This is a genomic window from Pseudomonas fulva, assembly GCF_023517795.1.
In the GTDB taxonomy this organism is placed as follows: Bacteria; Pseudomonadota; Gammaproteobacteria; order Pseudomonadales; family Pseudomonadaceae; genus Aquipseudomonas; species Aquipseudomonas fulva_D.
Genome location: NZ_CP082928.1, coordinates 4477069 through 4498599, shown reverse-complemented (window position 1 = coordinate 4498599; position 21531 = coordinate 4477069). Strand labels below are relative to the sequence as shown.

General features: G+C 62.9%; 20 protein-coding genes. 13 read left to right on the top strand and 7 right to left on the bottom strand.

Annotation, left to right across the window (positions count from 1 at the left end; translation table 11 throughout):
• Window positions 1-5: 5 nt before the first annotated feature.
• The 13 genes from K8U54_RS20705 (at window position 6) to K8U54_RS20645 (ending at window position 13123) form a co-directional block, all read left to right on the top strand.
• On the top strand, window positions 6-731 hold the full coding sequence (locus K8U54_RS20705) for a tyrosine-protein phosphatase (protein ID WP_249907565.1): 726 nt from the start codon (window positions 6-8) through the stop codon (window positions 729-731).
• Between the two features lie 70 nt (window positions 732-801).
• Complete coding sequence (locus K8U54_RS20700; protein ID WP_249907564.1) at window positions 802-969, top strand: hypothetical protein; 168 nt, start codon at window positions 802-804, stop codon at window positions 967-969.
• Complete coding sequence (locus K8U54_RS20695) at window positions 966-2357, top strand: undecaprenyl-phosphate glucose phosphotransferase (RefSeq protein ID WP_249907563.1); 1392 nt, start codon at window positions 966-968, stop codon at window positions 2355-2357. Before K8U54_RS20700 ends, K8U54_RS20695 begins: the two co-directional genes overlap by 4 nt.
• A gap of 54 nt (window positions 2358-2411) precedes the next feature.
• A complete protein-coding gene (locus K8U54_RS20690; protein WP_249907562.1) occupies window positions 2412-3758 on the top strand; it encodes a UDP-glucose dehydrogenase family protein in 1347 nt (448 codons plus the stop codon).
• 239 nt (window positions 3759-3997) lie between these two features.
• Window positions 3998-5146, top strand: a complete 1149-nt coding sequence (locus K8U54_RS20685; RefSeq protein WP_249907561.1) for a glycosyltransferase — start codon at window positions 3998-4000, stop codon at window positions 5144-5146.
• Between the two features lie 67 nt (window positions 5147-5213).
• Window positions 5214-6338, top strand: a complete 1125-nt coding sequence (gene gmd / locus K8U54_RS20680) for a GDP-mannose 4,6-dehydratase (protein WP_249907560.1) — start codon at window positions 5214-5216, stop codon at window positions 6336-6338.
• Between the two features lie 2 nt (window positions 6339-6340).
• Window positions 6341-7315, top strand: coding sequence for a GDP-L-fucose synthase (fcl, locus tag K8U54_RS20675; protein ID WP_249907559.1), 975 nt, complete (start codon window positions 6341-6343; stop codon window positions 7313-7315).
• A gap of 1 nt (window position 7316) precedes the next feature.
• Window positions 7317-7778 (top strand): GDP-mannose mannosyl hydrolase, encoded by a 462-nt coding sequence (locus K8U54_RS20670; protein ID WP_249907558.1) that lies wholly within the window; start codon window positions 7317-7319, stop codon window positions 7776-7778.
• 69 nt (window positions 7779-7847) lie between these two features.
• Window positions 7848-9131, top strand: a complete 1284-nt coding sequence (locus tag K8U54_RS20665; protein WP_249907557.1) for a hypothetical protein — start codon at window positions 7848-7850, stop codon at window positions 9129-9131.
• Window positions 9094-9858, top strand: a complete 765-nt coding sequence (locus tag K8U54_RS20660; RefSeq protein ID WP_249907556.1) for a glycosyltransferase — start codon at window positions 9094-9096, stop codon at window positions 9856-9858. The genes K8U54_RS20665 and K8U54_RS20660 overlap by 38 nt, the downstream gene beginning before the upstream one ends.
• A gap of 62 nt (window positions 9859-9920) precedes the next feature.
• Window positions 9921-10673 carry a WecB/TagA/CpsF family glycosyltransferase gene (locus K8U54_RS20655; RefSeq protein ID WP_249907555.1) on the top strand — a complete coding sequence of 251 codons (753 nt, stop codon included), beginning with the start codon at window positions 9921-9923 and terminating at the stop codon, window positions 10671-10673.
• Window positions 10670-12100, top strand: a complete 1431-nt coding sequence (locus K8U54_RS20650) for a mannose-1-phosphate guanylyltransferase/mannose-6-phosphate isomerase (protein WP_249907554.1) — start codon at window positions 10670-10672, stop codon at window positions 12098-12100. Before K8U54_RS20655 ends, K8U54_RS20650 begins: the two co-directional genes overlap by 4 nt.
• 228 nt (window positions 12101-12328) lie before the next feature.
• Complete coding sequence (locus tag K8U54_RS20645) at window positions 12329-13123, top strand: WecB/TagA/CpsF family glycosyltransferase (RefSeq protein WP_249907553.1); 795 nt, start codon at window positions 12329-12331, stop codon at window positions 13121-13123.
• Between the two features lie 852 nt (window positions 13124-13975).
• On the opposite strand, the gene K8U54_RS20640 is transcribed toward K8U54_RS20645, so the two are convergent.
• The 7 genes from K8U54_RS20640 to K8U54_RS20610 form a co-directional block, all read right to left on the bottom strand.
• Window positions 13976-15169: a polysaccharide pyruvyl transferase family protein gene (locus K8U54_RS20640; RefSeq protein ID WP_249907552.1), complete on the bottom strand. Its 1194-nt coding sequence runs from the start codon at window positions 15167-15169 to the stop codon at window positions 13976-13978.
• Between the two features lies 1 nt (window position 15170).
• Window positions 15171-16487, bottom strand: coding sequence for a flippase (locus K8U54_RS20635; protein WP_249907551.1), 1317 nt, complete (start codon window positions 16485-16487; stop codon window positions 15171-15173).
• Entirely contained in the window at window positions 16484-17593 is a 1110-nt protein-coding gene (locus K8U54_RS20630; protein ID WP_249907550.1) for a nitroreductase family protein, read from the bottom strand. Before K8U54_RS20630 ends, K8U54_RS20635 begins: the two co-directional genes overlap by 4 nt.
• A 397-nt stretch (window positions 17594-17990) precedes the next feature.
• On the bottom strand, window positions 17991-18173 hold the full coding sequence (locus K8U54_RS20625; protein WP_249907549.1) for a hypothetical protein: 183 nt from the start codon (window positions 18171-18173) through the stop codon (window positions 17991-17993).
• A gap of 110 nt (window positions 18174-18283) precedes the next feature.
• On the bottom strand, window positions 18284-18646 hold the full coding sequence (locus K8U54_RS20620) for a response regulator (RefSeq protein WP_249907548.1): 363 nt from the start codon (window positions 18644-18646) through the stop codon (window positions 18284-18286).
• 30 nt (window positions 18647-18676) lie between these two features.
• Window positions 18677-20119: an ATPase domain-containing protein gene (locus K8U54_RS20615; RefSeq protein WP_434059963.1), complete on the bottom strand. Its 1443-nt coding sequence runs from the start codon at window positions 20117-20119 to the stop codon at window positions 18677-18679.
• Window positions 20120-20227: 108 nt separating this feature from the next.
• The gene (locus tag K8U54_RS20610; protein WP_249907547.1) at window positions 20228-21388 is read right to left on the bottom strand and encodes a two-component system sensor histidine kinase NtrB; all 1161 of its coding nucleotides are present in this window, start codon (window positions 21386-21388) and stop codon (window positions 20228-20230) included.
• Window positions 21389-21531: the final 143 nt, after the last annotated feature.

The window sequence follows — 21531 nt, the reverse complement described above, 5'->3', positions numbered from 1 at the left end:
GCCCGATGATCGATCTGCATAATCACCTGCTGCCGGGCATCGACGACGGCCCGGCAGACCTGCCGACCGCGCTGGACATGGCCCGCCTGGCGGTGGCCAACGGCATCAGCCACGTGGTCTGCACGCCGCACATCCATATCGGCCGCTACGACAACGACAGCCGCAACATCGCCGAGACCTGCAGCCGCTTCAATGCCGCGCTGCAGGAGGCCGGCATCGACCTGAAGGTCGGCGCCGCCGCCGAGGTGCGCTTCTCCGGCGAGCTGATGACCCGCGTGCTGGACGGCAGCATTCCGTTTCTCGGCCAGTGGCAAGGCAAGAAGGTGCTGCTGCTGGAGTTTCCCCACGGGGAAATGCCCTTTGGTGCCGAGCGCCTGACCCAATGGCTGCTGGACAAGGGCGTGGTGCCGATCATCGCCCACCCGGAGCGCAACAAGGCGCTGATGAACAACCCGAGCAAGCTCAAGCCGTTCATCGAGCAGGGCTGCCTGCTGCAGGTAACGGCCGCCTCTGCCGCTGGTCGTTTTGGCGAACGGGCAATGCACCTGGCTCACGAACTGCTGAGCAATCGCGTGGTCAGCATTATGGCGACTGATGCCCACAACCTGGATCACCGCCCTCCCCTATTACAAGAAGGTCTCCTGCAAGCCGCCCGGATCCTGGGCGAGAGAGAGGCCGAACGTCTGGTCATCGACACGCCCTGGCGCATCGCACACCAGCATTTCGCTTAGTTGACTGCCTGATAACGCGTGCCTGTCGGTTCAGGCCGCAGGATTCGTATTTGTTGGAGGTTGGAAAACCATGCGTCGAGAGTTCAGTTTCAGGGCGCAACCCTTTCAGCAGGCGCTGATGCGCTGCACGACCCTGGGCACGCCCGCCACCGCATCAACCAAGGACATGTCGCCTCTCGTGCGTTCTCCGGAGGCCACTTACTTCATCGAAGATTTGCACGAGGATCGCCGCAAATGATTTCCAAACGGATCAATCCTGCCGAGAACCGCAGGGGACTCACGTTCTGGGGTCAATGGACCTGCGCCATTACTCTGGTCAGCATGCTGCTCTGCTACCTGGTGGTTCAACGCTACGGCGACGTGCCCACCGAGTACCGCCTGCTGATCGTCCTCACGGTGCTGGGCTCGGTACCGGCCTACGGCATGCTGCGCGTCTACCACAAGCGCTTCGGCTACCTGACCGGCCTGGCTCACCTGCTGGCCGGCTGGTTGACGCTACTGGCGGGCCTGTTGTTCATCGCCTACTTCAGCCAGAGCCTGGATCGCTTCTCCTTCGAGATCATGCGCGAGTGGGCGCTGCTGGGCTTCCTGGCCCAGGCCATCGCCTTCATCCCGCTGCGCTACTTCGCCCGCCTGCACTCGGAGAAGCTGCGCAACGAGCGCGTCTCGCTGATCATCGGCTCGGGCGAGAAGGCCCACGAGCTGGCCGAGCGCCTGACCGCCAACAACCGCGTACCCCTGGTCGGCCTGATCGCCTCCAGCGACGACGCCCAGACCCAGGACGGGCGTTTCCCGATCCTCGGCAAGCTGCAGGAATTGCGTGACGTCACCGAGCAGCATGGCGTGCGCCGCGTGTACATCGCCCTGACCCTGGACGAGATCTCGCACATCGAGAAGCTCTACATCGACCTGCTGGACATGAGCGTCGACGTGGTCTGGGTGCCGGACTTCGGCAGCATGCCGCTGCTCAATCAGTCGATCTCGCAGATCGAGCAGTTGCCGGCCATCTACCTCAACGAAAGCCCGATCAGCTCGCACCCGGCCGCGGTATTCAGCAAGGAGCTGATGGACCGCACCCTGGCCTTCCTGGCGTTGGTGGCCCTGAGCCCGGTGTTCCTCGTCGCGGCCATTGCCGTGAAGCTTTCCTCGCCCGGCCCGGTGTTCTTCCTGCAGCCGCGTCATGGCTGGAACGGCGGGGTGATCCTGGTGTGGAAATTCCGCTCCATGCGCATGCACGACGACAAGGTCGTCAAGCAGGCGACCCGTGAAGACCCGCGCATCACCCCGGTCGGCCGCTTCCTGCGCCGCACCTCGATCGACGAACTGCCGCAGCTGATCAATGTGCTGCGCGGCGAGATGTCCCTGGTGGGTCCGCGCCCGCACGCCGTGGCCCACAACAACTACTACAGCGACAAGATCCTCGCCTACATGGCCCGCCACCGCCTCAAGCCCGGCATCACCGGCCTGGCCCAGGTGACCGGTCACCGTGGTGAAACCGAAACCCTGGAAAAAATGCAGCAGCGCGTGGAGAAGGACCTGGCCTACATCAACAACTGGTCCCTCTGGCTGGACATCAAGATCCTGGTGAAGACGCCCTTCACCCTGTTCTCGCGCGACATTTATTGAACGCGCCCCTTTGGCGCACGTAACGATTAACGCTCACTCAAGGAAAGTTTATCCATGAATATCACTGTCGTTGGAACCGGCTACGTCGGCCTCGTCACCGGCGCCTGCATCGCCGAGATGGGCAACACGGTTGTCTGCGTGGATGTCGATCCGAAAAAGATCGAGAACCTCAAGAAAGGCATCCTGCCGATTTACGAGCCGGGTCTGGAGACCGTGGTGGAAGAGAACTTCGAGGCCGGTCGCCTGCTGTTCACCACCGCGCTGCCGGAAGCGATGGAGCAATCGGACATCATCTTCATCGCCGTCGGCACGCCGCCCGGCGAAGACGGCTCGGCCGACCTGCGCTACGTGCTGGAAGTGGCGCGCCAGATCGGCAGCCTGATGACCCGCCACACCACCGTGATCAACAAGTCCACCGTGCCGGTAGGCACCGCCGACCTGGTACGCGCCGAGATCCTCGAGCAGCTCGAGCTGCGCGGCAAGACCATCAGTTTCGATGTGGTCTCCAACCCGGAATTCCTCAAGGAAGGCGCTGCGGTCGACGACTTCATGCACCCGGACCGCATCATCGTCGGCACCGACAGCGAGCGCGCCCGCCAGGTGATGAGCGAGCTGTACGCCCCCTTCATCCGCAACAACCCGCGCATCAAGTTCATGGGCGTGCGCGATGCGGAAATGACCAAGTACGCGGCCAACGCCATGCTGGCCACCAAGATCTCCTTCATGAACGAGATCGCCAGCCTCTGCGACCGCCTCGACGTGGACATCGAGAACGTGCGCCTGGGTATCGGCTCCGACCAGCGCATCGGCTACCACTTCATCTACGCCGGCTGCGGTTATGGCGGCTCGTGCTTCCCGAAGGACGTCAAGGCGCTGATCAGCATCGCCCACCAGAACGACTTCGAGCCCAAGCTGCTGCAGGCCGTCGAGGCGCGCAACGACCAGCAGAAGCAGTCGCTGTTCAACAAGCTGGCCGCCCACTTCGACGGCGACCTCAAGGGCCGCACCTTCGCGGTCTGGGGCCTGGCGTTCAAGCCCGGTACCGACGACATGCGCGAAGCACCCAGCGTGGTGCTGATCAACAGCCTGATCAACGCCGGTGCCAAGGTCAAAGCCTTCGACCCGATCGCCCGTGAAACCGCCGCGCGCGAGTTCCCGGAGCACTGGTTCAGCGAAGGTCGCCTGCAGATCGTCGACGGCCAGTACGAGGCCGCCATCGATGCCGACGCCCTGGTGCTGGTGACCGAGTGGAAGCCGTTCCGTCGTCCTGACTTCAAGGCGCTGAAGAAGCTGCTCAAGCAGCCGGTGATCATCGACGGCCGCAACCAGTACGACCTCGGCCAGGTGAACCGCGAAGGCTTCGACTACTACGGCATTGGCCGTAAACAAGTGAACGGCTGAGCCGCCGCTGACATGGACGTCATCACTCTCACCCTCTCGGCCCACCCTGCCCTGCACGCCCACCAGGCGTGCCGGCAGCAGCGCGGCGCAGAACCTTTTGCGCCGGGCCAGCACGCTGCACACCTCGCCTGCCACCGCCACCCGCCTAGCACCTGCTCAGGCGTGCGAAGCGGTGCCCGGCGTGGGGTGCCTGCCGTGATCGGCTCAACCCTTTTTCCACAGAGACCGGCTTCGATCCTATGACCGAACAATTGCCCACTATCGTCGTCATCGGCTACAACCGCCCCAAGAGCCTCAGCCGTCTGCTGGGCTCCCTGATCCAGGCGCAGTACCCCGAAGGCAACGTGCGCCTGGTGATCAGCCTCGACAACTCCGGCAACCCGGAGCCGCGCCAGGTCGCCGAAGCGTTCGACTGGCCCCACGGGGAAAAACGCATCATCGCCCACCCGCAGCGCCTCGGCCTGCGCCAGCACGTGCTGAGCTGTGGCGACCTGACCGAGCAGTACGGCGACGTGATCATCCTCGAGGACGATCTGTTCGTTTCACCATTCTTCTACGCCTACACCCACAAGGCCCTGCAGGCCTATGCCGATGACGCCGGCGTGGCCGGTATCAGCCTGTACAGCGTGCAGTTCAGCCAGACCGTCGACCTGCCCTTCATGCCGGTCGACGATGGCGACGCCCACGTGCACTTCATCCAGATGGCCGCCTCCTGGGGCCAGGCCTGGTCGCGTCGGCACTGGCAGGGTTTTCGTCAGTGGCTGGAAAGCAACGGCACCGACATCAGCCACATCGACGGCATCCCGGCGGACATCCGCGGCTGGCCGGAGTCCTCGTGGCTCAAGCTGTACACCGCCTACATCATTTCCCGGGACCTGTACTTCGTGTACCCGTTCCGCTCGCTGACCACCAACTTCGGCGACCCGGGCCAACACTTCAACATCGCCTCGTCGCGCTTCCAGGTGCCGATCCAGCAGAAAGCGATGGACTACAACTTCCCTCGCCGCGAGGACAGTCTGTCGGTCTACGACGCCTACTGCGAACTGCTGCCGTCGTGCATCAAGCGCCGCAACCCGCTGCTCGCCGACTACGACTTCACGGTGAATCTGTACGGCAGCAAGACCTGCAAAGGCCTGCAATTGACCCGTACCCACGCCCGCGGGCTGCACAATTTCGCCCTTTCCATGAAGCCCATGGAACTGAGCATCCTGCACAACATCGAAGGTGAGGGCCTGGCCCTGATCGACTCCGCCGACCTCACCAGCGACAGCAAAGTGCGGCAGAAAGCGGAGTACGACATCTACCGTTTCTTCTACAAGTTTCCGTCGGTACGGATCATTTTTCTCGGCGTCATGGAACGTCTGCAAATGCTGCTCAAGCGCGCCTGATCCACCGACCGCGCGCAGCGATTTGGCTACAGCTCTCTAATCAATTGGACATCGCAGGTAATTGGCAATGGCACAGAAAAAAGCACTCATCACCGGTATCACAGGTCAGGACGGTTCCTACCTCGCCGAGTTCCTGCTGGAAAAGGGTTACCAGGTGCATGGCATCAAACGCCGCGCGTCGTCCTTCAACACCCAGCGTGTGGACCACATCTACCAGGATCCGCATGTCGACAACCAGAACTTCATCCTGCATTACGGCGACCTCAACGACTCGTCCAACCTGACCCGCATCATTCAGGAAGTGCAGCCTGACGAGGTCTACAACCTCGGCGCGCAATCCCACGTTGCAGTGAGCTTCGAAGCCCCGGAATACACCGCCGACGTCGATGCCATGGGCACCCTGCGTATCCTCGAGGCCATCCGCCTGCTGGGGCTGGAAAAGAAAACCCGTTTCTACCAGGCCTCCACCTCCGAGCTGTACGGCCTGGTGCAGGAAATCCCGCAGAAGGAAACCACCCCCTTCTACCCGCGCTCGCCCTATGCGGTCGCCAAGCTGTACGCCTACTGGATCACCGTCAACTACCGCGAAGCCTATGGCATGTACGCGTGCAACGGCATCCTCTTCAACCACGAGTCGCCGCGCCGTGGCGAGACCTTCGTGACCCGCAAGATCACCCGCGGCCTGGCCAACATCGCCCAGGGTCTGGAGCCTTGCCTGTACATGGGCAACATGGACGCGCTGCGTGACTGGGGCCATGCCAAGGACTACGTGCGCATGCAGTGGATGATGCTGCAGCAGGAGCAACCGGACGACTTCGTGATCGCCACCGGCGTGCAGTACTCGGTACGTGAATTCATCACCTGGTCGGCGGCCGAGCTGGGCGTGCACCTGCGCTTCGAAGGCAGCGGCGTGGACGAGCAAGGCATCGTCGAGCGCATCGATGGCGACAAGGCGCCGGCCCTGAAGGTCGGTGACGTGATCGTGCGTGTCGACCCGCGCTACTTCCGCCCTGCCGAAGTGGAAACCCTGCTGGGCGACCCCACCAAGGCCAAGACCAAACTGGGCTGGACCCCGGAGATCACCGTGCAGGAAATGTGCGCCGAGATGGTCAGCGAAGACCTCAAGGTCGCCCAGCGCCACGCCCTGCTCAAGGAGCACGGCCACGAACTGCCAGTCTCCGTGGAGAACTGAGCATGAGCGCGCTTGTCAACCAGCGCGTCTTCGTCGCCGGCCATCGCGGGATGGTCGGTTCGGCGATCGTGCGCCACCTGCAGAGCCTGGGCTACCAGAGCATCGTCACGGCGCCGCGCGAAAGCGTGGACCTGGTCGATGCGGCCAGCGTGAAACGCTTCTTCGCCGAGCAACGCATCGACCAGGTCTACCTGGCCGCAGCGAAGGTCGGCGGCATTCACGCCAACAACCAGTACCCGGCCGACTTCATCTACCAGAACCTGATGATCGAGGCCAACGTCATCAACGCCGCCCACGAGGCCGGCGTGCAGAAGCTGCTGTCGCTGGGCAGCTCGTGCATCTACCCCAAGCATGCCGAGCAGCCGATGCGTGAGGAAGCGCTGCTGACCGGCGTGCTGGAGCCGACCAACGAGCCCTACGCGATCGCCAAGATCGCCGGGATCAAGCTGTGCGAGAGCTACAACCGCCAGCATGGTCGCGACTACCGCAGCGTGATGCCGACCAACCTGTACGGCCCCCACGACAACTACCACCCGGAAAACAGCCACGTCATCCCCGCCCTGCTGCGTCGCTTCCACGAAGCGACCCTGCGCGGCGACGATGAAGTGGTGATCTGGGGCAGCGGCACGCCGATGCGCGAGTTCCTGCACGTCGACGACATGGCCGCGGCCAGCGTCCACGTGATGAATCTGGATGAAGCCACGTACCAGGCGCACACCCAGCCGATGCTTTCGCACATCAACGTCGGCACCGGCCAGGATTGCACCATTCGCGAGCTGGCCGAAACCATCGCGCGGGTCACCGAGTTCCAGGGTCGCCTGACCTTCGACGCCAGCAAGCCCGACGGCACGCCGCGCAAGCTGATGGACGTGTCGCGCCTGGCCAAGCTCGGCTGGACGGCGAGCATCGATCTGGAAACCGGTCTGCGTGATGCCTACCGCTGGTTCGTCGACAACATCGACGACGTACGGGGCTGACATGTTCCTGCCGGCCGACACCTTCAGGACGGTGGTCGCCAGCACGCCGCTGGTGTCCATCGACCTGCTGGTACGCAACCCCCAGGGCGAACTGCTGCTGGGCGAGCGGCTCAACCGCCCCGCCCAGGGCAGCTGGTTCGCCCCGGGCGGGCGGATTCTGAAGAACGAAACCCTGGACGCGGCGTTCGCGCGCCTGACCCGGGAAGAACTGGGCCAGGCGTTCAGCCGTGACCAGGGCAGGCTGCTCGGGGTGTACGAGCACTTCTATGACGACAGCGTGTTCGGCGAGTCGCCGGACGCCCACTACGTGGTCATCGCCTACGCCCTGGAACTGGGCGCACGGCAGAGCCTGCAGCCGCCCAGCGTGCAACATGGTCGCTACCGCTGGTGGCCGATCGAGCAGATGCGCGACGAACCGCGCATCCACAGCAATACCCGCGACTATTTGCAGGCGCTGTACTAGATACCTCGCGAGCCACGCCTACGCGGCGGCGCCTGCGAGCCAAGACAATTTCGATATGGGAAGGCGAGCTTGTTCAAGCAACTCCTGGCATACCGCAATCTGCTGCTGATCTTGTTTGTCCTGAACTCGGCCTGTTTCTTTCTGACCGACGACAAGAAGGCTGGCATCCCCTACCTGCGCGAGCTGTGGCTGCTCGGGCTGCTGGGCGCCTCCGGGGCACTGTTCCTGGTCTGGAAGCGTATCTACCAGTCCAAGACCAGCCTGTGGATCATCTTCATGGGCCTGGTGCTGCCGGTCGTCTCGGCGATCATGGCCGAGCTCAACTTCGACCAGCCGTTCATCTACGGCCTGCTCGAGGAGCGCCGCAGCTTCGCCTACCTGGTGTTCTTCCCGGCGCTGTTCCTGATGATCAAGACCGCGCCCACCCAGAAGCACCTGGAGACCTTCTTTCTCTACTCGGGCCTGGCCTGCGCCTTCGTGGGCTACTGCTACTACTTCGGGATCATCCCGGAAAACACCAACGTGTCCTTTACCGTGGATGCCAAGGACGCCGGCGACGTGCTGCTGCGCCCCAATCGCTTCCGCATCGGCTCGAGCTACGTGACCATCTGCGCCTTCATGCTGATGTACAGCATGAAGGACCGTATCTCGCTGCCCAAGGTCTGCACCCTGCTGTTCTTCGCGTCCTACCTGTGGCTGGTGCTGCAGACCCGCCAGACCATGATCATCTGGTGCCTGGCCGGTCTGTGGATCTTCCGCGACCGCATCGACTCGCTGCTCAAGCTGGGCCTGCTGGCCGCGACCATCCTGGTGGCCTCGTTCTTCATGTTCCCGGAGTTCTACTACGCCCAGTTCGACAAGTTCCAGGCGTTGCTCGACGAAGCCACCACCGGCCCGGGCGTGCGCGACAACACCACGTCCATCATCATCGGCGCGGTGGCGGACAACCTGTACATCGGCATGGGCTCGCTGTCGCTGCAGTGGAAAGGCGGTTTCAGCGCCCTCTACAACCCGCACTTCTACCTGTCGGACGTGGGCATCTTCGGCGTGTACTACCGCTACGGGTTCCTCACGCCGCTGATCGCGCTGATCTTCTACGTCGGCTACCTGCGCATCATGAAGCGCTGCCCCAACAAGGGCCCGCTGCTCAGCGCCTTCCAGCTGATCTTCTGGTTCCAGATGCTCAACATGTTCCTGTCCAACTCCCTGATGTACGGCGGCGATATTCTGGGCATCGGCGCCGCCTGCTTCCTGTACTACTCCCGCGCCTACGCCGCGCAAGCATCCCCGACTCGTGAGATCAGAGGCACACGCCATGACCCAATTCAGTATCGTAACCATCAACTGGAATAACCTGGAGGGTCTCAAGCAGACCTACCAGAGTGTGGCTGCCCAGACCTACCGCAACTTCCGCTGGATCGTCGTCGACGGCGCCTCCACGGACGGCGGCGCCGAGTGGCTGGCGACCATCGACGAGCCCTATGCCGAGATCACCTGCGAGCGTGACAAGGGCCTCTACGACGCCATGAACAAGGGCCTGATCAAGGGCTCGGCGACCGAGGGCTACACCCTGTTCCTCAACAGCGGCGACTTCTTCTACGACGAGAACGTGCTGCAGAAGGTCGCCGACGCCATCGACAAGGCACAGAGCAAGCCACGTTACGTCTACGGTGATTATTACCTGCAGAACGCCGAAGGTCGCCTCACCCCGCAGAAGGCGAAGAAGATCGAGCACCTGGTGCTGGGCATGCCGTCCAGCCACCAGGCCATGTACTTCGAGAACGAGCGGCTGCGCAACGTGCGCTTTCGCGACGATTTCAAGCTCTCGGCGGACTACTGCATGATCGTCGAATTCCTGCAGGGCCAGGATCACCAGCGCGACGTGCTGAAGATCGATTCGCCGCTGTGCATTTTCGACACCACCGGGGTTTCCACCAGCCGTCGTTTCGACGCGCTCAAGGAAGACATGCGCATTCGTCGGGAGGTCATGAAACTATCGCCGTTGCACAGTATCTCTTTGTATGTCCTGCACTACGTGCATACCCACAGCAAACTGCTGAAAGCGGCCTTGGGCAAATGAATCGCGAGCAACAACAGCCGTTGCCCGTCCGTGATACGCGCCAGTGGCGCAAAGAGGTGTTGATGAAGGCCTTTGACATCGAGTTCTACGCTGGCACCAAGGATCGCCTGATCGAGGACCTGGTTGAGCACAGCACCGACAAGTACAGCTACATCGTGACGCCCAACGTGAATCACGTGGTGCAGCTGGAAACCGACCGCGACCTCAAGCGCGCCTACGCCGTGGCGCGTCACCGCATCTGCGACAGCCGCGTGCTGTTGCCACTGCTGCGCATGCTCAAGGTGCCGGTCGAGGACGCCATCCCCGGCAGCACCCTGACCGCCGAGCTGATCGGCATTGCCGAGGAGCGCGCCTGGGACGTGACCATCATCGGCTGCGAAGACGATGACATCGCCCGGCTGCGTGAACGCTTCCCCAATATCACCTTCCACCACCACAACCCGCCGATGGGTTTCATCGACAGCGAAGAAGCGATCCAGGCCTGCCTGTCCTTCGTCGTCGAGCACCCCTCGCACCTGGTGGTGCTGTCGGTGGGCTGCCCGCGCCAGGAAATTCTCGCCCACAAGATCTTCGAGACCGACCAGGCCGTCGGCATCGGCCTGTGCGTGGGCGCCTCGATCAATTTCCTGTCCGGCAAGCTGCGCCGCGCCCCGATGTGGATGCAGCGTTATTCGCTGGAATGGCTGCACCGCGCTTATACCGAACCACGCCGTCTGGTCGGCCGTTACGTCCGCGACGCGTTCCTGATCCTGCCGATCCTGCTCAGGGAATTCAAACTTCGGCAATCACTCTTCATGGGAGGAGCTCCACGATGATTCCTGTCATTCTTTCCGGCGGTAATGGCTCGCGCCTGTGGCCGCTTTCGCGCCAACTCAACCCCAAGCAGTTCCTGCCGATCGCCGATGACTCGCTGTCCATGCTGCAGGCGACCATTCGCCGCCTGGACGGCCTGAAGGCCAGCCAGCCGTGCCTGATCTGCAACGAGGAGCACCGTTTCCTCGCCGCCGAACAGCTGCGCACCCTAGGCATCGACAACGCCAGCATCCTGCTCGAGCCGGTAGGCCGCAACACCGCGCCGGCGGTTGCCCTGGCCGCGATCAAGGCGCTGGAAAAGGAACACGACCCGGTGCTGCTGATCCTCGCCGCCGACCACCTGATCAAGGACGTCGACGCCTTCCACCGCGCCGTGGAAACCGCCCTGCCCTTCGCCCAGGCCGGCAAACTGGTGACCTTCGGCATCGTGCCGACCCATGCCGAAACCGGCTACGGCTACCTGCAGAAAGGTGCGGCCGCCGGTGAAGGCGGCTTCACCGTCGCCAAGTTCGTCGAGAAACCCGACAGCGAAACCGCCGAGCGCTACCTGGCCTCCGGCGAGCACTTCTGGAACAGCGGCATGTTCATGTTCCGCGCCAGCCGCTACCTCGAAGAGCTGCAGCGCTGGCAGCCGGAGATTCTCGACGCCTGCCGCCGCGCCACCGCGCAGAGCGAAGAAGACATGCACTTTGTGCGCATCGGCAAGGAGGCCTTCGCCGCCTGCCCGGAAGACTCCATCGACTACGCGGTGATGGAAAAGACCGAAGATGCGGTGATGGTGCCCCTGGATGCCGGCTGGAGCGATATCGGCTCCTGGTCCGCGCTGTGGGACGTCAGCGACAAGGACGAACAGGGCAACGTGCACAAGGGCGACGTGCTCAGCCACGACAGCCAGAACAACTACGTGCACGCCGACTACCGCCTGGTGACCACAGTCGGCGTCGAGGACCTGATCATCGTCGAGACCAAGGACACCGTCATGGTCGCGCACAAGGACAAGGCCCAGGAGGTCAAGCGCATCGTCGAGCAGCTCAAGCGCGAGGAGCGTTGCGAGCACCTCAACAACCGCGAAGTGTACCGCCCGTGGGGCATGTACGACTCCATCGACAATGGCGCGCGCTACCAGGTCAAGCGCATCACCGTGAAGCCGGGCGCCAAGCTGTCGGTGCAGATGCACCACCACCGCGCCGAGCACTGGATCGTGGTCAGTGGCACCGCCCAGGTGACCAATGGCGACGAGACCTACATGGTCACCGAAAACCAGTCGACCTACATTCCGATCGGTCAGATCCATGCCCTGGAAAACCCGGGCATGATTCCGCTCGAGCTGATCGAAGTGCAGTCCGGGACGTACCTGGGCGAAGACGATATCATCCGCTTCTCCGACAACTATGGCCGCGTCAAGGAACTCAAGGTTTCCGCGGCCTGAGGCCGGGCCAGCGCTCACTGCGCCGGCACCCATCACCGGGGCCCCCTGGGGCCCCTTCGCCGGGTGGTTCGCCACCTCTCCCATGGCTCTGCCAGTTCACACCCGATGGGGCAAGGAATGCCACCCATTTCGCTATCAAACGGACTTTCTACAAGAACAAGCAAAGCGCGAAGCCCACGTGAACACACTCCGGATAATTCTCCTACTTTCCGACAACGAGGCTCGCCCGTGAAAACTTCCAAACTCCTGTACGACCCCGTTATTCACAAACTGAAGTTGCTGGAAGAACATGATGTGACGCCGTTGCTCGAAGACTTGAGCAGTCCGAAGAAACCGACCATCGTTGGTTTTCTCAACCAGCATGGCTACAACCTGATCCAGCAGGACAAGCGCGCACGCCGCCACTTCCTGCAGATCAACCATCTGCTGCGCGATGGCATCGGCATCAAGCTGGCCTGCCAGCTGAACGGCCTGGCGCCCGGCGCCAACCTCAACGGTACCGATTTCATTCCGGCGCTGATCGAGCACGCCCTGCAGGGCGAGCGCAGCAACCAGTATCAGCTGTTCGCCATGGGTACCTGCGAGCCGTGGACCGACGAAGGCGCCAATGCCCTGTTCCGCGGTCGTGACTACCATGCCATCGACGGCTTCCAGCCCGTGGAGCGCTACCTGGAATTCGTTCTTGAGCACCTGCAGCCGGGCAAGATTCCGCTGATCGTGATGGGCATGGGCATGCCACGCCAGGAAGAGGTGGCCGTCACCCTGCAGCGCAACCTCAGCCGCCCTGCCCTGATGATCTGCGGTGGCGCGATCCTGGATTTCGCCGCTCAGCGCTTCAACCGGGCGCCCGAACTGGTGCGCAAGGTCGGCATGGAATGGGCGTATCGCCTGCTCATGGAGCCGCGCCGGCTGTTCGCCCGCTACGTGATCGGCATTCCGCGGTTCTTCTACTACATCGTGCGTAACGGTCGCGACAGCAAGGTCGCGGTCAGCGAGCAAGGGGCCTACGACCGCAAGTCCTGAGGTCGACTGCAGGTACTAGAACGCCCGGACGAGTGATCGTCCGGGCGTTTTTTTGTGGTATCTCAGGAAAATCAGCCTTGGTACCGGGCTGGCAAGTCTGTGTGCGTATCACTTACTGGCTTGGCACTATCCATTACCGCGTCTACTGAACCATTGTGTTGCGCCCCTTACGGGCGCCACACCTTTCTTGCTTGCCCAAGAAAGGTGTGCCAAAGAAGGGCACCCCGACATCCGGGTTTCGCTGCGCGAAACTTCCCTCGCTCCGGTGCCGCTCCGGGGGCCGGCTTACATGGGCCATCCCTGGCCCATTAAGCCTCTCGCCGCATCCATGCGGCTCGCTCCCCTACGCAACACCTCCACTCGGCCTCCTGAAGGGGACTTGGGCGTCGTCTGTGAGATCGCGCTTCAAGAGCAAAAGCCAAACGCTACCGACTTTGATCTTGCGCAGATGTCGCAAGCTCGCGACATGGTCCCCTTCAGGAGGCCGAGTGGAATCGCCATGTAAGGGGTTGAGCGACATGGATGTCGCGAGAGCTGCGATGGGCCAGGGATGGCCCTTCGCAGCGTGCCCCTGGAGTGGTGATGGAGCGAGGGAACCCCGGCGCAGCCGGGGCCGGATGTAGGGGTGTGTTTCTTTGCTTACTTTCTTTGCACAAGCACAGAAAGTGAGTCGCCCGTAAGGGGCGAAACCCACCCGGCCAGGCGGCGTGCTAATGGAGAGTGCCAAGCCATCGGCAACGCACACAAACTTGCCAGTCCGGCATCAACCAGGCGCTCCCCTAAAGAGCGAAGAACCTTGGTCTGGCACGCTGGAAAAGGCGATGCCGCCGATGCGGCATCGCCCTCGTCCGTTTAACGCCCAGTTGCCACGGCAACCGGCTTCTCGCTGCGTACGTTGCGGCCCTGCTCGATCAGCGCGAACACTTCGTTCCACATGGCCTGGGTGCGGGTCTTCAGCTCAGCCGAGTGAGCATTGAGGCGCGCGGACAGCGCCTGCATCTGCACCGGATCGGTAAGGTTGTCGAGGGCGCGGTTGAGCTCCTCGTCGCTCAGGTTGATGTCCAGCACGCCCTCGGAGAACCCGTAATCGGCGAACAGCATCTGGTACTTGTGGCTCCAGCCGGTGGCCAGCGACGGCACGCCCTGTGACAGCGCACTGACCAGGCCGTGGAAGCGGCTGCCCAGGGTGCCGCGGCAGGCGCCGAGGATGCCCTTGATGGCCAGCGGATCGGTCTCGCGCAGGATCGGCAGGCCGCCTACCGCTTTGGAAACCTGCTCGGCCAGGCGCGCATCGCCCTCGCCTTCATGGATCAGCAGGAACGGCTTGGCGCCACGCTCTACCAGTGCCTTGGCTGCGCGCTCGAGGAACGGCGCATAGCCCTTGGCGACGCTGTCGTCGGTCTTGTCGAGCATACGGCAGTTGGGCACCAGGCAGATCTGGTGGATCTCAGGGTCGAAGTAGTCCGGCACCGGGCCGGTGATCAGGTTGGTGAAGTCCGGGGCGATCTTGATGTTGTCGCGCTCGCCGACGATCTCGGTCAGGTAGTCGTAGGAGATCTGCTCGCGGGCGAAGATCAGGTCGCAGTTGTCGACGAACGCCTTCACCGCCTCGCGGCTACGCGGGTCGCGGAACGGCCCGAACGCCTGGGGCAGCAGAATCACCTTGGAGCCCTGCTTCTTCCAGCGCTTGCTGGAACGGGCCAGCTCCTCGGACAGGTCCGGGCCCCACTGGTCGCTGTAGGCGAAGCCGGCGGCGTCCAGCACCACGTTGATTTCCTTGTCGAGCACGATGCCGTACTGCTCGCGGATACCGGCCGGCACCACCGCCGCCAGGTCACCGAACGGGATGCCTTTGCGCCACAACCAGGCCTTCTGGTACAGCCCCAGGGACGCACGGTTGAAATAAGGATAAGGGCTCTTGGCCCGGCCCGGCTCCATCACTACCTTGGCAGCTGGCAGGTTCTTGCGCACTTGCTGCAGGGCGGCGTGCAGCATCAGTGCCGCCCCCTTGTTGACGAAACCGGCCTTGCGGATCTCGACGTACATATCACCTTCTCCTGAATTCACGAATCAACTGGGGCACGCTAATGAACACGTGCAGGCAAATACTCTTGGTCATCATGATGAACAGCGGCCGTGTCTTGCGTGACAGCAGCAAGCTCACGTAACCGGCGATGGAATAGGAAATCAGCGTCGCCCAGGCCGAGCCGACCACGCCGTGGCTCTGGATGAGGTAGTAATTGAGCACGATGTTGCTCAGCGCGCCGAGGCCCTGGGTGACCAGGGAAAAGATGAAGGCTTCCTCGATGATGATCCACTTGCTGAACAGCGCGCGCATGAACACGAAGGTCGCGGCGAAGATATGGATCGCCAGCACCGGCCCGGCGTCGACGTACTGGGCGCCGTAGAGCAGGTGCACGATCCAGTCGGAAAGGAAGAACACCACCACGGCCAGGGCGAAGGCCATGAAGAACAGCACGTCCAGCGCCACCTGCATGAAGCGGTTGTAGCCGGCGGTGTCGGTCTTGTGCAGATCGATCATCTTCGGGAAGACCGACGCCATGAGAATGGTCGGGATCAGGTACCAGGCCTCGGACAGCCGCGACGCCGCCGAATACACCCCCACGGCGTACTCGCCGAGCATGTACTGCAGCATGATCTGGTCGACCTTGAGGTAGATCACCGCCGACAGCGAGCCCAGGAAGATGAGGAAGCTCTTCTTGAGCAGCGTCTTGCCCAGTGGCCAGGAAAAGTCGAAGCGGAAATCGCGCTTGAGCATCACCGCGTAGCAGACCAGGATCGCCGAAGTGACCATCACCACCACCACGTGGGCCAGGGCGATGTACACCAGGCCCGCGCCGGCGATGGCCAGGATCATCTTCAGGCCGTTGCCGCCCAGCTGGCCGACGAAGCCGGCCACCGCCGCGTACTTGGCCTGCACCCGCGCCTGGAACCAGTCGATGAGCATTTCGAACGGGGTGAAGAACAGCGCCAGGGCGGTGAACAGCAGCACCAGGAAGTTCTGGTCGTTGCCGAACAGGTAGGTGCTCATCATGATCGCGAAGGCGATCACCGAGCAGCCCACCTTGATCACGAATACCGTGGAGAGGATCTGGTCCTCGTTGTCCGGGTTGCTGCGCAGCTCCTTGACCACCAGGCCGGTGAGCCCCAGGTGCACAACGATGCTGAGCAGACCCAGCAGCGCCAGCGCGTAGTTCAGGTAACCGAAATCCTCGGGCCCCAGGTAGCGCGCCAGCACCACCGTGGTGGCCAGGCCGATGGCCAGCATGAGGAATTTCTCGGCCAGCATCCAGCCGGAGTTGAGGAGGTACTTCATGCCCTCCTGGACACGCGAAGCACTCATCGAGCGGGCGACTCCAGGCGCATATAGCTGCGGGCTTCCTCCAGCGAGAGCTTCTGCGAGTACGGCACCAGGCCGGTATCGGCGGCGTAGCCCAGGGAAATGAACATCACGATGCGCTCGTCCGGGTCGAGCTTGAGCAGCTTGGCCGCGGCCTCTTCACGCTCGGGAATGTCCGGCCAGTTGATCGAGCAGGACGACACGCCCTGGGTCTCCAGCGCGAACATGAAGGACATTGCCGCCAGGGCGCCGTCGATGTAGATCACGTGGCGGTCGCGCACATGGGGATAGGCGCGCAGGCGACCGACCACGGCGACGATGGCCGGGAAATTATGATCGAAGCCGGCCACGCCCATGGGCAGGCGCGACGCCTGGGCCACCGAGGCGGGGTCATCGAACACCACGAAGCGATAAGGCTGGCGGTTACAGGCGCTCGGCGACTGCACGGCGACTTCCACGGCCTTGTCGATCACCTCCCGCGGCACCGGACGGCCCTGCTGGTACCAGCGCACTGAGCGACGCTTCATCGCCAGTTGACGCATGGCGGTGAAATCGACGCTCGGCGTGCTCACGTCGGCGGCGAACGGCACACGCTCGGCATCCGGGTGGCGCAGGGTTGCGGGCGAGCCGCTGGGGCGCTCGAAACGGGCGAACTTCTCGCGGGCGCGGTTGAGCACCGGGTGGTCGCCGGTGACGGCAAAGTATTCGGCGAGCACGTCGTGGGCCCAGCTGACCTCGTCGCGATCGACGTTGCCATTGAGCGAGGCGATGTAGCTGTCGACCGTATCGTTGATGTAGTCGAGGGCGAACACCTGACGCCGCGGCTGCATGATCAGGCCTTTCTCGATGCGGTGCACGGCGCGGCGCAGGAAGTAGTTCACCGGCTCGGCGCCGGACAGGTTCTGCTCATGCTGCAGGTGGCCGACGACCACTGCATAGGCTTCCCGGTCGAAGGCCGAGGAGAAGAACGAATAATGGAAACGGCGCAACATGGCCGAGCGCGACAACGCCCGGATCCAGCCCATGGCGAGTCTCTTCTGCAAGGTCTTGAGGTTATCGATACTGTCCCGCGGCAAGACCTTCTTGAGGGATTCCTTCAACATTTTCATAGGCTGTGATTACCGTTCAATGGTTAATATCTCCCCCACAATCGCCGTAACGGTACGGCGACACTCGATTGATGGACGCTGGCAGTTCTAAGCCGAACCACAGGCATCTGCACGCCCGCCAATGCTTGTCGAGGCAGTGCAGGCTGCAGCATCCCTTCCCTTGGCAACCACCCGTCCTGCAGCTGCCTACACGGGTAGAGGGCAGCGCGAAAAACGGCGTCTGGTGCTGCAACGGTTCGACATCCAACCCGGTGTTTCGAGGGTGTTGGAGGCGGCGCTCTGGGGTGCCGCTATTCGTTGTCAGGGTTTAGGACTACGGAGCAACGCTTTGATTCCGCATCCGCATGCTTTGCGTGAAAAAAGTTGCCGAAAGGCCGTGGCAGGGCGTTGCGAGCGGTCAGGATGGCCCTGGCAGCAGCTCGTCGAGGGTCTCGCCCAACTCGCGCAGGGAGAATGGTTTGGCGATGCTTTTCAGCGCAGGCGCCGCGGCCAGCTGACCGCTATCCGCCGCCGCGGCCTTGTGGTGGGTGAGCAGCGGCAGGAGCTGGTGGGATTCGTCGCTGCAGATCAGGATGCCCATGGACATGCGCCCGGGCTTGCGCAGCGTTCGACCATCGGGCCATGAAGCGTTCCGCTTGTGATACAGAGAGCGCAAGGGTTGCCGTGCCGTCACCAACACAATGGGTGCGATCAGCTCGGGCCGATCAGCTCCTTGACCTTGGCGATGACCTGATTGATATCGAAGGGTTTGTCGAACACCGCGGCGAACAATTCGGGGCTGGCGCGCCCGATGCTAGCCTGGGCGCCACTCATGAGGATGATCGGCAGATCCGCCGACCCTGGCCGGGCGCGGATGGCCCGGGCGAACTCGAGACCGTCCATGACCGGCATCATGAAATCCGTGATCACCAGCTCGGGGCGCTCACGGTCGAGCACCTCGAGGCCGCGACGGCCATTGCTGGCCTTCACCACCATGTAGCCCTCGTCTTCCATGGCATAGCCGAGAATATCCGCAATCAGGTATTCGTCGTCGACTATCAAGATGGTTGTCATAGTTTATCGGCTCGGTCAGGCACACATGGCTCAGGCGTCCTGCGCAGGGACGGCATTGCCCGACAGCGCACCCGCCGCATGTCTAAAGGCCTTGCTGAGTTCAATACCATGATCACTGATGACCACTTCCAGAAGCGTGGGATCGTAACACCTGTCCCTCATCTTAAGGATGGACAGAAGCCGCTTTAGTTCAGCGTCTTTCTCCACGAAACGCATGAGAATCAGGTTGTCGACGATGCTCGACAGCTCCGGGGCCGGGGCATTGATCTCGGCGGTGAACAGGTCGCGCATTTCCCAGGTGGCGAATACCGTGACGCCCATGGCCCGCAGCTGGTTCATCAGCGCGCTGAAGAACTCGATCAACCGTGCGTTGCCTGTCGCCAGGCGGGCCATGCCGCCGAGGCTATCGATATGCAGACGCTTGATCCCCCTCGCGCGTACCGCATCGATGACCTTGGCGCCCAGACCATCGAGCAGCCCCTCGGTAGTCGGCTGCCACAGGATATGCAGCGCGCCGCTGGCCTCCAGGGCACCGAAGTCGATGCCCAGTGCCTCGGCCTTCAGGCGCAGGCGTTGCGGCGTTTCATAGAAACCAAAGTGCAGGCCCGGCGCCTCGACGGTGGATTGCGCCAGGAAGTTGAGCCCCAGGGTGGTCTTGCCGACGCCCGAGGGCCCCATGATCAGGGTGACCGAGGATGCCGCCAGCCCACCGCCGATCAGCTCATCAAGACTCGGGATGCCACTGGAAATCTGCCCCAGGGTTTCGCTGTCGGGTTGGCTCGGCTGGCTGTACAGGCTTTCCAGGCGCGGGTGGATCACCAACCCGTCGTCGGTGATCTCGCACTCGTGCAGGCCGGACAGGGCGCCGCTGCCACGGGTCTTGCGCAGGTGAATGCGGCGCACCGAGCGGGCACCGAACAGTTCCTCGCCCAGCTCGATCACGCCATCGACCATGGTGTGCTCGGGGCTGCCGTCGTCCAGCCGCGAGCTGGTCAGAAACAGCACCGTGCAACCGGCGAAGGCCGCATGGCCCTGCAGCTCGGAGATGAATTTCTTGGTGTCGATCTGGTTCTCCGCCTTGGAGCGGGCGTTGAGCAGGCCGTCGACGATCAGCAACGTGGCCTTCTGGCGACTGATCTCGCGGCGCAGCAGCTTGACGACTTCGTCGAGCCCCTCGTTTTCCAGGGTGTCGAAGGCGCTGACGAACTGGATCTCCGCGCCGACCTTGCCCGGGTCGAAGAAGCTCATCGTGGAAAGGAATTGAAAGAGCCTTTCATGGGACTCGGCCAACAGGGTGGCCACCAGAACACGGCCCCCGTCGCGCACATGGTTGAACGCGACCTGGTTGGCGAGAATCGTCTTGCCAGAGCCGGGGCGCCCCTGAACGATATAGGATGCACCGGCCACCAGACCGCCCTTCAATAGAGCGTCAAGTCCCTCGATCCCACTTTGAAGGCGTTGTAGCTGTTCCAAGATCTGGCTTGCCTCAGTCGAAATTACGCAAATATGGCCTGGGTTGACACATGGGTCACCCAAACCCCGCAGCGCTGGCTGAAAAAGTGATTGGCGATACTACCATGTTCATGCCTGCGCATCTGCCGACTGACCGGAGGACGCCGGCAAATACAGAATCATGGTCGTTCCGTGGCCGTTGACGCTTTCGACCTGCACGGCTCCGCCCGCCTGACGCGCGAACCCATAGACCTGGCAAAGGCCCAGGCCGGTTCCCTTGCCGGTGTCCTTGGTGGTGAAGAAAGGCTCGAACAGGCGCGGACGGATCGCCGGATCGATGCCGCAGCCCTGGTCGGCCACGGCGATCGCCACGAACGCACCGTGCAGCCCATCGACCTCCCCTGCCAACTGGCGATTGCCCGCCTGCAACTGCACCGTGCCGACGCCGCCCATGGCATCGCGGGCGTTGAGAATCAGGTTGAGCAGCGCCATGTCCAGTTCGCTGGGATCCAGTTGCACGGGGTGCAATCCGTCATCGATCTGCATCTGCAGGGTCATGCTCTTGGGCAGCGCCTGGCTAATGAAGGTCGAGGCTGCATCAAGCAACTGGTTGAGGTCGACCAGGCGACTGGGCTTGGGCTCGCAACGGGCGAAGGTCAGCAGGTTGCGGGTCATCTGCGCGCCGCGCTCGCCAGCGGTCTGGATGTTGTCCAGCAGGCTGGCCAGGCGCTGTGGATCGTCGGTACGGCTGGCCAGCTTGGCGGCGCTGAGGATGATGGTCAGCAGGTTGTTGAAGTCGTGGGCCATGCCGCCGCTCAGTTGCCCGAGGGCCTCCAGCTTCTGAGCCTGGAACAGCTGCGCACGCAAGGCGTCATAGCGGCCTTCGGCTTCGCGGCGGTCGGTGATGTCGCGGGTGATCTTGGCCAGGCCGATGAGTTCACCCTGCTCGTTGCGGATCGCATCGATCACCACCAGGGCCCAGAAGCGCGTGCCATCCTTGCGCACCCGCCAGCCTTCGTCCTGGGCACGGCCCTCACGCAGCGCCCGGTCGAGCAGGTAGCCGGGCTTGCCGGCGCGGCGGTCTTCGTCGGTATAGAAAATGGACAGATGCTGACCGATCACCTCGCCGGCGGCGTAGCCCTTGATGCGCGCCGCCCCGGCGTTCCAGGACACCACGACCCCCGCCGGGTCGAGCATGAAGATGGCGTAGTCGACGACCGCCTGAACCAGCATCTCGTAGTGTCGCTCGGTCAGGGTGCCTGGAGAGAGAGGCGCAAACTGGCTGTTCATGGTGGCCCGTTCCAGGCGGCGATGGAGGTGCAGTGTAGTCCGCGACCGATGCCGAGTGACAGTGAGTTGTACCATCCGCCCATCCCGTGGCGATTGCCAGATGACGGGCGGCCTGATATCTGTATAAAAAAACAGTACCCTGC

Bases quoted from the DNA above. Each gene is read 5' to 3' on its own strand.
- gmd (WP_249907560.1), top strand. From the start codon at position 5,214: ATGGCACAGAAAAAAGCACTCATCACCGGTATCACAGGTCAGGACGGT.
- fcl (WP_249907559.1), top strand. From the start codon at position 6,341: ATGAGCGCGCTTGTCAACCAGCGCGTCTTCGTCGCCGGCCATCGCGGG.
- K8U54_RS20635 (WP_249907551.1), bottom strand. From the start codon at position 16,487: ATGAGTGCTTCGCGTGTCCAGGAGGGCATGAAGTACCTCCTCAACTCC.
- K8U54_RS20690 (WP_249907562.1), top strand. From the start codon at position 2,412: ATGAATATCACTGTCGTTGGAACCGGCTACGTCGGCCTCGTCACCGGC.
- K8U54_RS20620 (WP_249907548.1), bottom strand. From the start codon at position 18,646: ATGACAACCATCTTGATAGTCGACGACGAATACCTGATTGCGGATATT.
- K8U54_RS20670 (WP_249907558.1), top strand. From the start codon at position 7,317: ATGTTCCTGCCGGCCGACACCTTCAGGACGGTGGTCGCCAGCACGCCG.
- K8U54_RS20685 (WP_249907561.1), top strand. From the start codon at position 3,998: ATGACCGAACAATTGCCCACTATCGTCGTCATCGGCTACAACCGCCCC.
- K8U54_RS20660 (WP_249907556.1), top strand. From the start codon at position 9,094: ATGACCCAATTCAGTATCGTAACCATCAACTGGAATAACCTGGAGGGT.
- K8U54_RS20610 (WP_249907547.1), bottom strand. From the start codon at position 21,388: ATGAACAGCCAGTTTGCGCCTCTCTCTCCAGGCACCCTGACCGAGCGA.
- K8U54_RS20630 (WP_249907550.1), bottom strand. From the start codon at position 17,593: ATGAAAATGTTGAAGGAATCCCTCAAGAAGGTCTTGCCGCGGGACAGT.
- K8U54_RS20625 (WP_249907549.1), bottom strand. From the start codon at position 18,173: ATGGGCATCCTGATCTGCAGCGACGAATCCCACCAGCTCCTGCCGCTG.
- K8U54_RS20705 (WP_249907565.1), top strand. From the start codon at position 6: ATGATCGATCTGCATAATCACCTGCTGCCGGGCATCGACGACGGCCCG.
- K8U54_RS20695 (WP_249907563.1), top strand. From the start codon at position 966: ATGATTTCCAAACGGATCAATCCTGCCGAGAACCGCAGGGGACTCACG.
- K8U54_RS20640 (WP_249907552.1), bottom strand. From the start codon at position 15,169: ATGTACGTCGAGATCCGCAAGGCCGGTTTCGTCAACAAGGGGGCGGCA.
- K8U54_RS20650 (WP_249907554.1), top strand. From the start codon at position 10,670: ATGATTCCTGTCATTCTTTCCGGCGGTAATGGCTCGCGCCTGTGGCCG.
- K8U54_RS20700 (WP_249907564.1), top strand. From the start codon at position 802: ATGCGTCGAGAGTTCAGTTTCAGGGCGCAACCCTTTCAGCAGGCGCTG.
- K8U54_RS20655 (WP_249907555.1), top strand. From the start codon at position 9,921: ATGAAGGCCTTTGACATCGAGTTCTACGCTGGCACCAAGGATCGCCTG.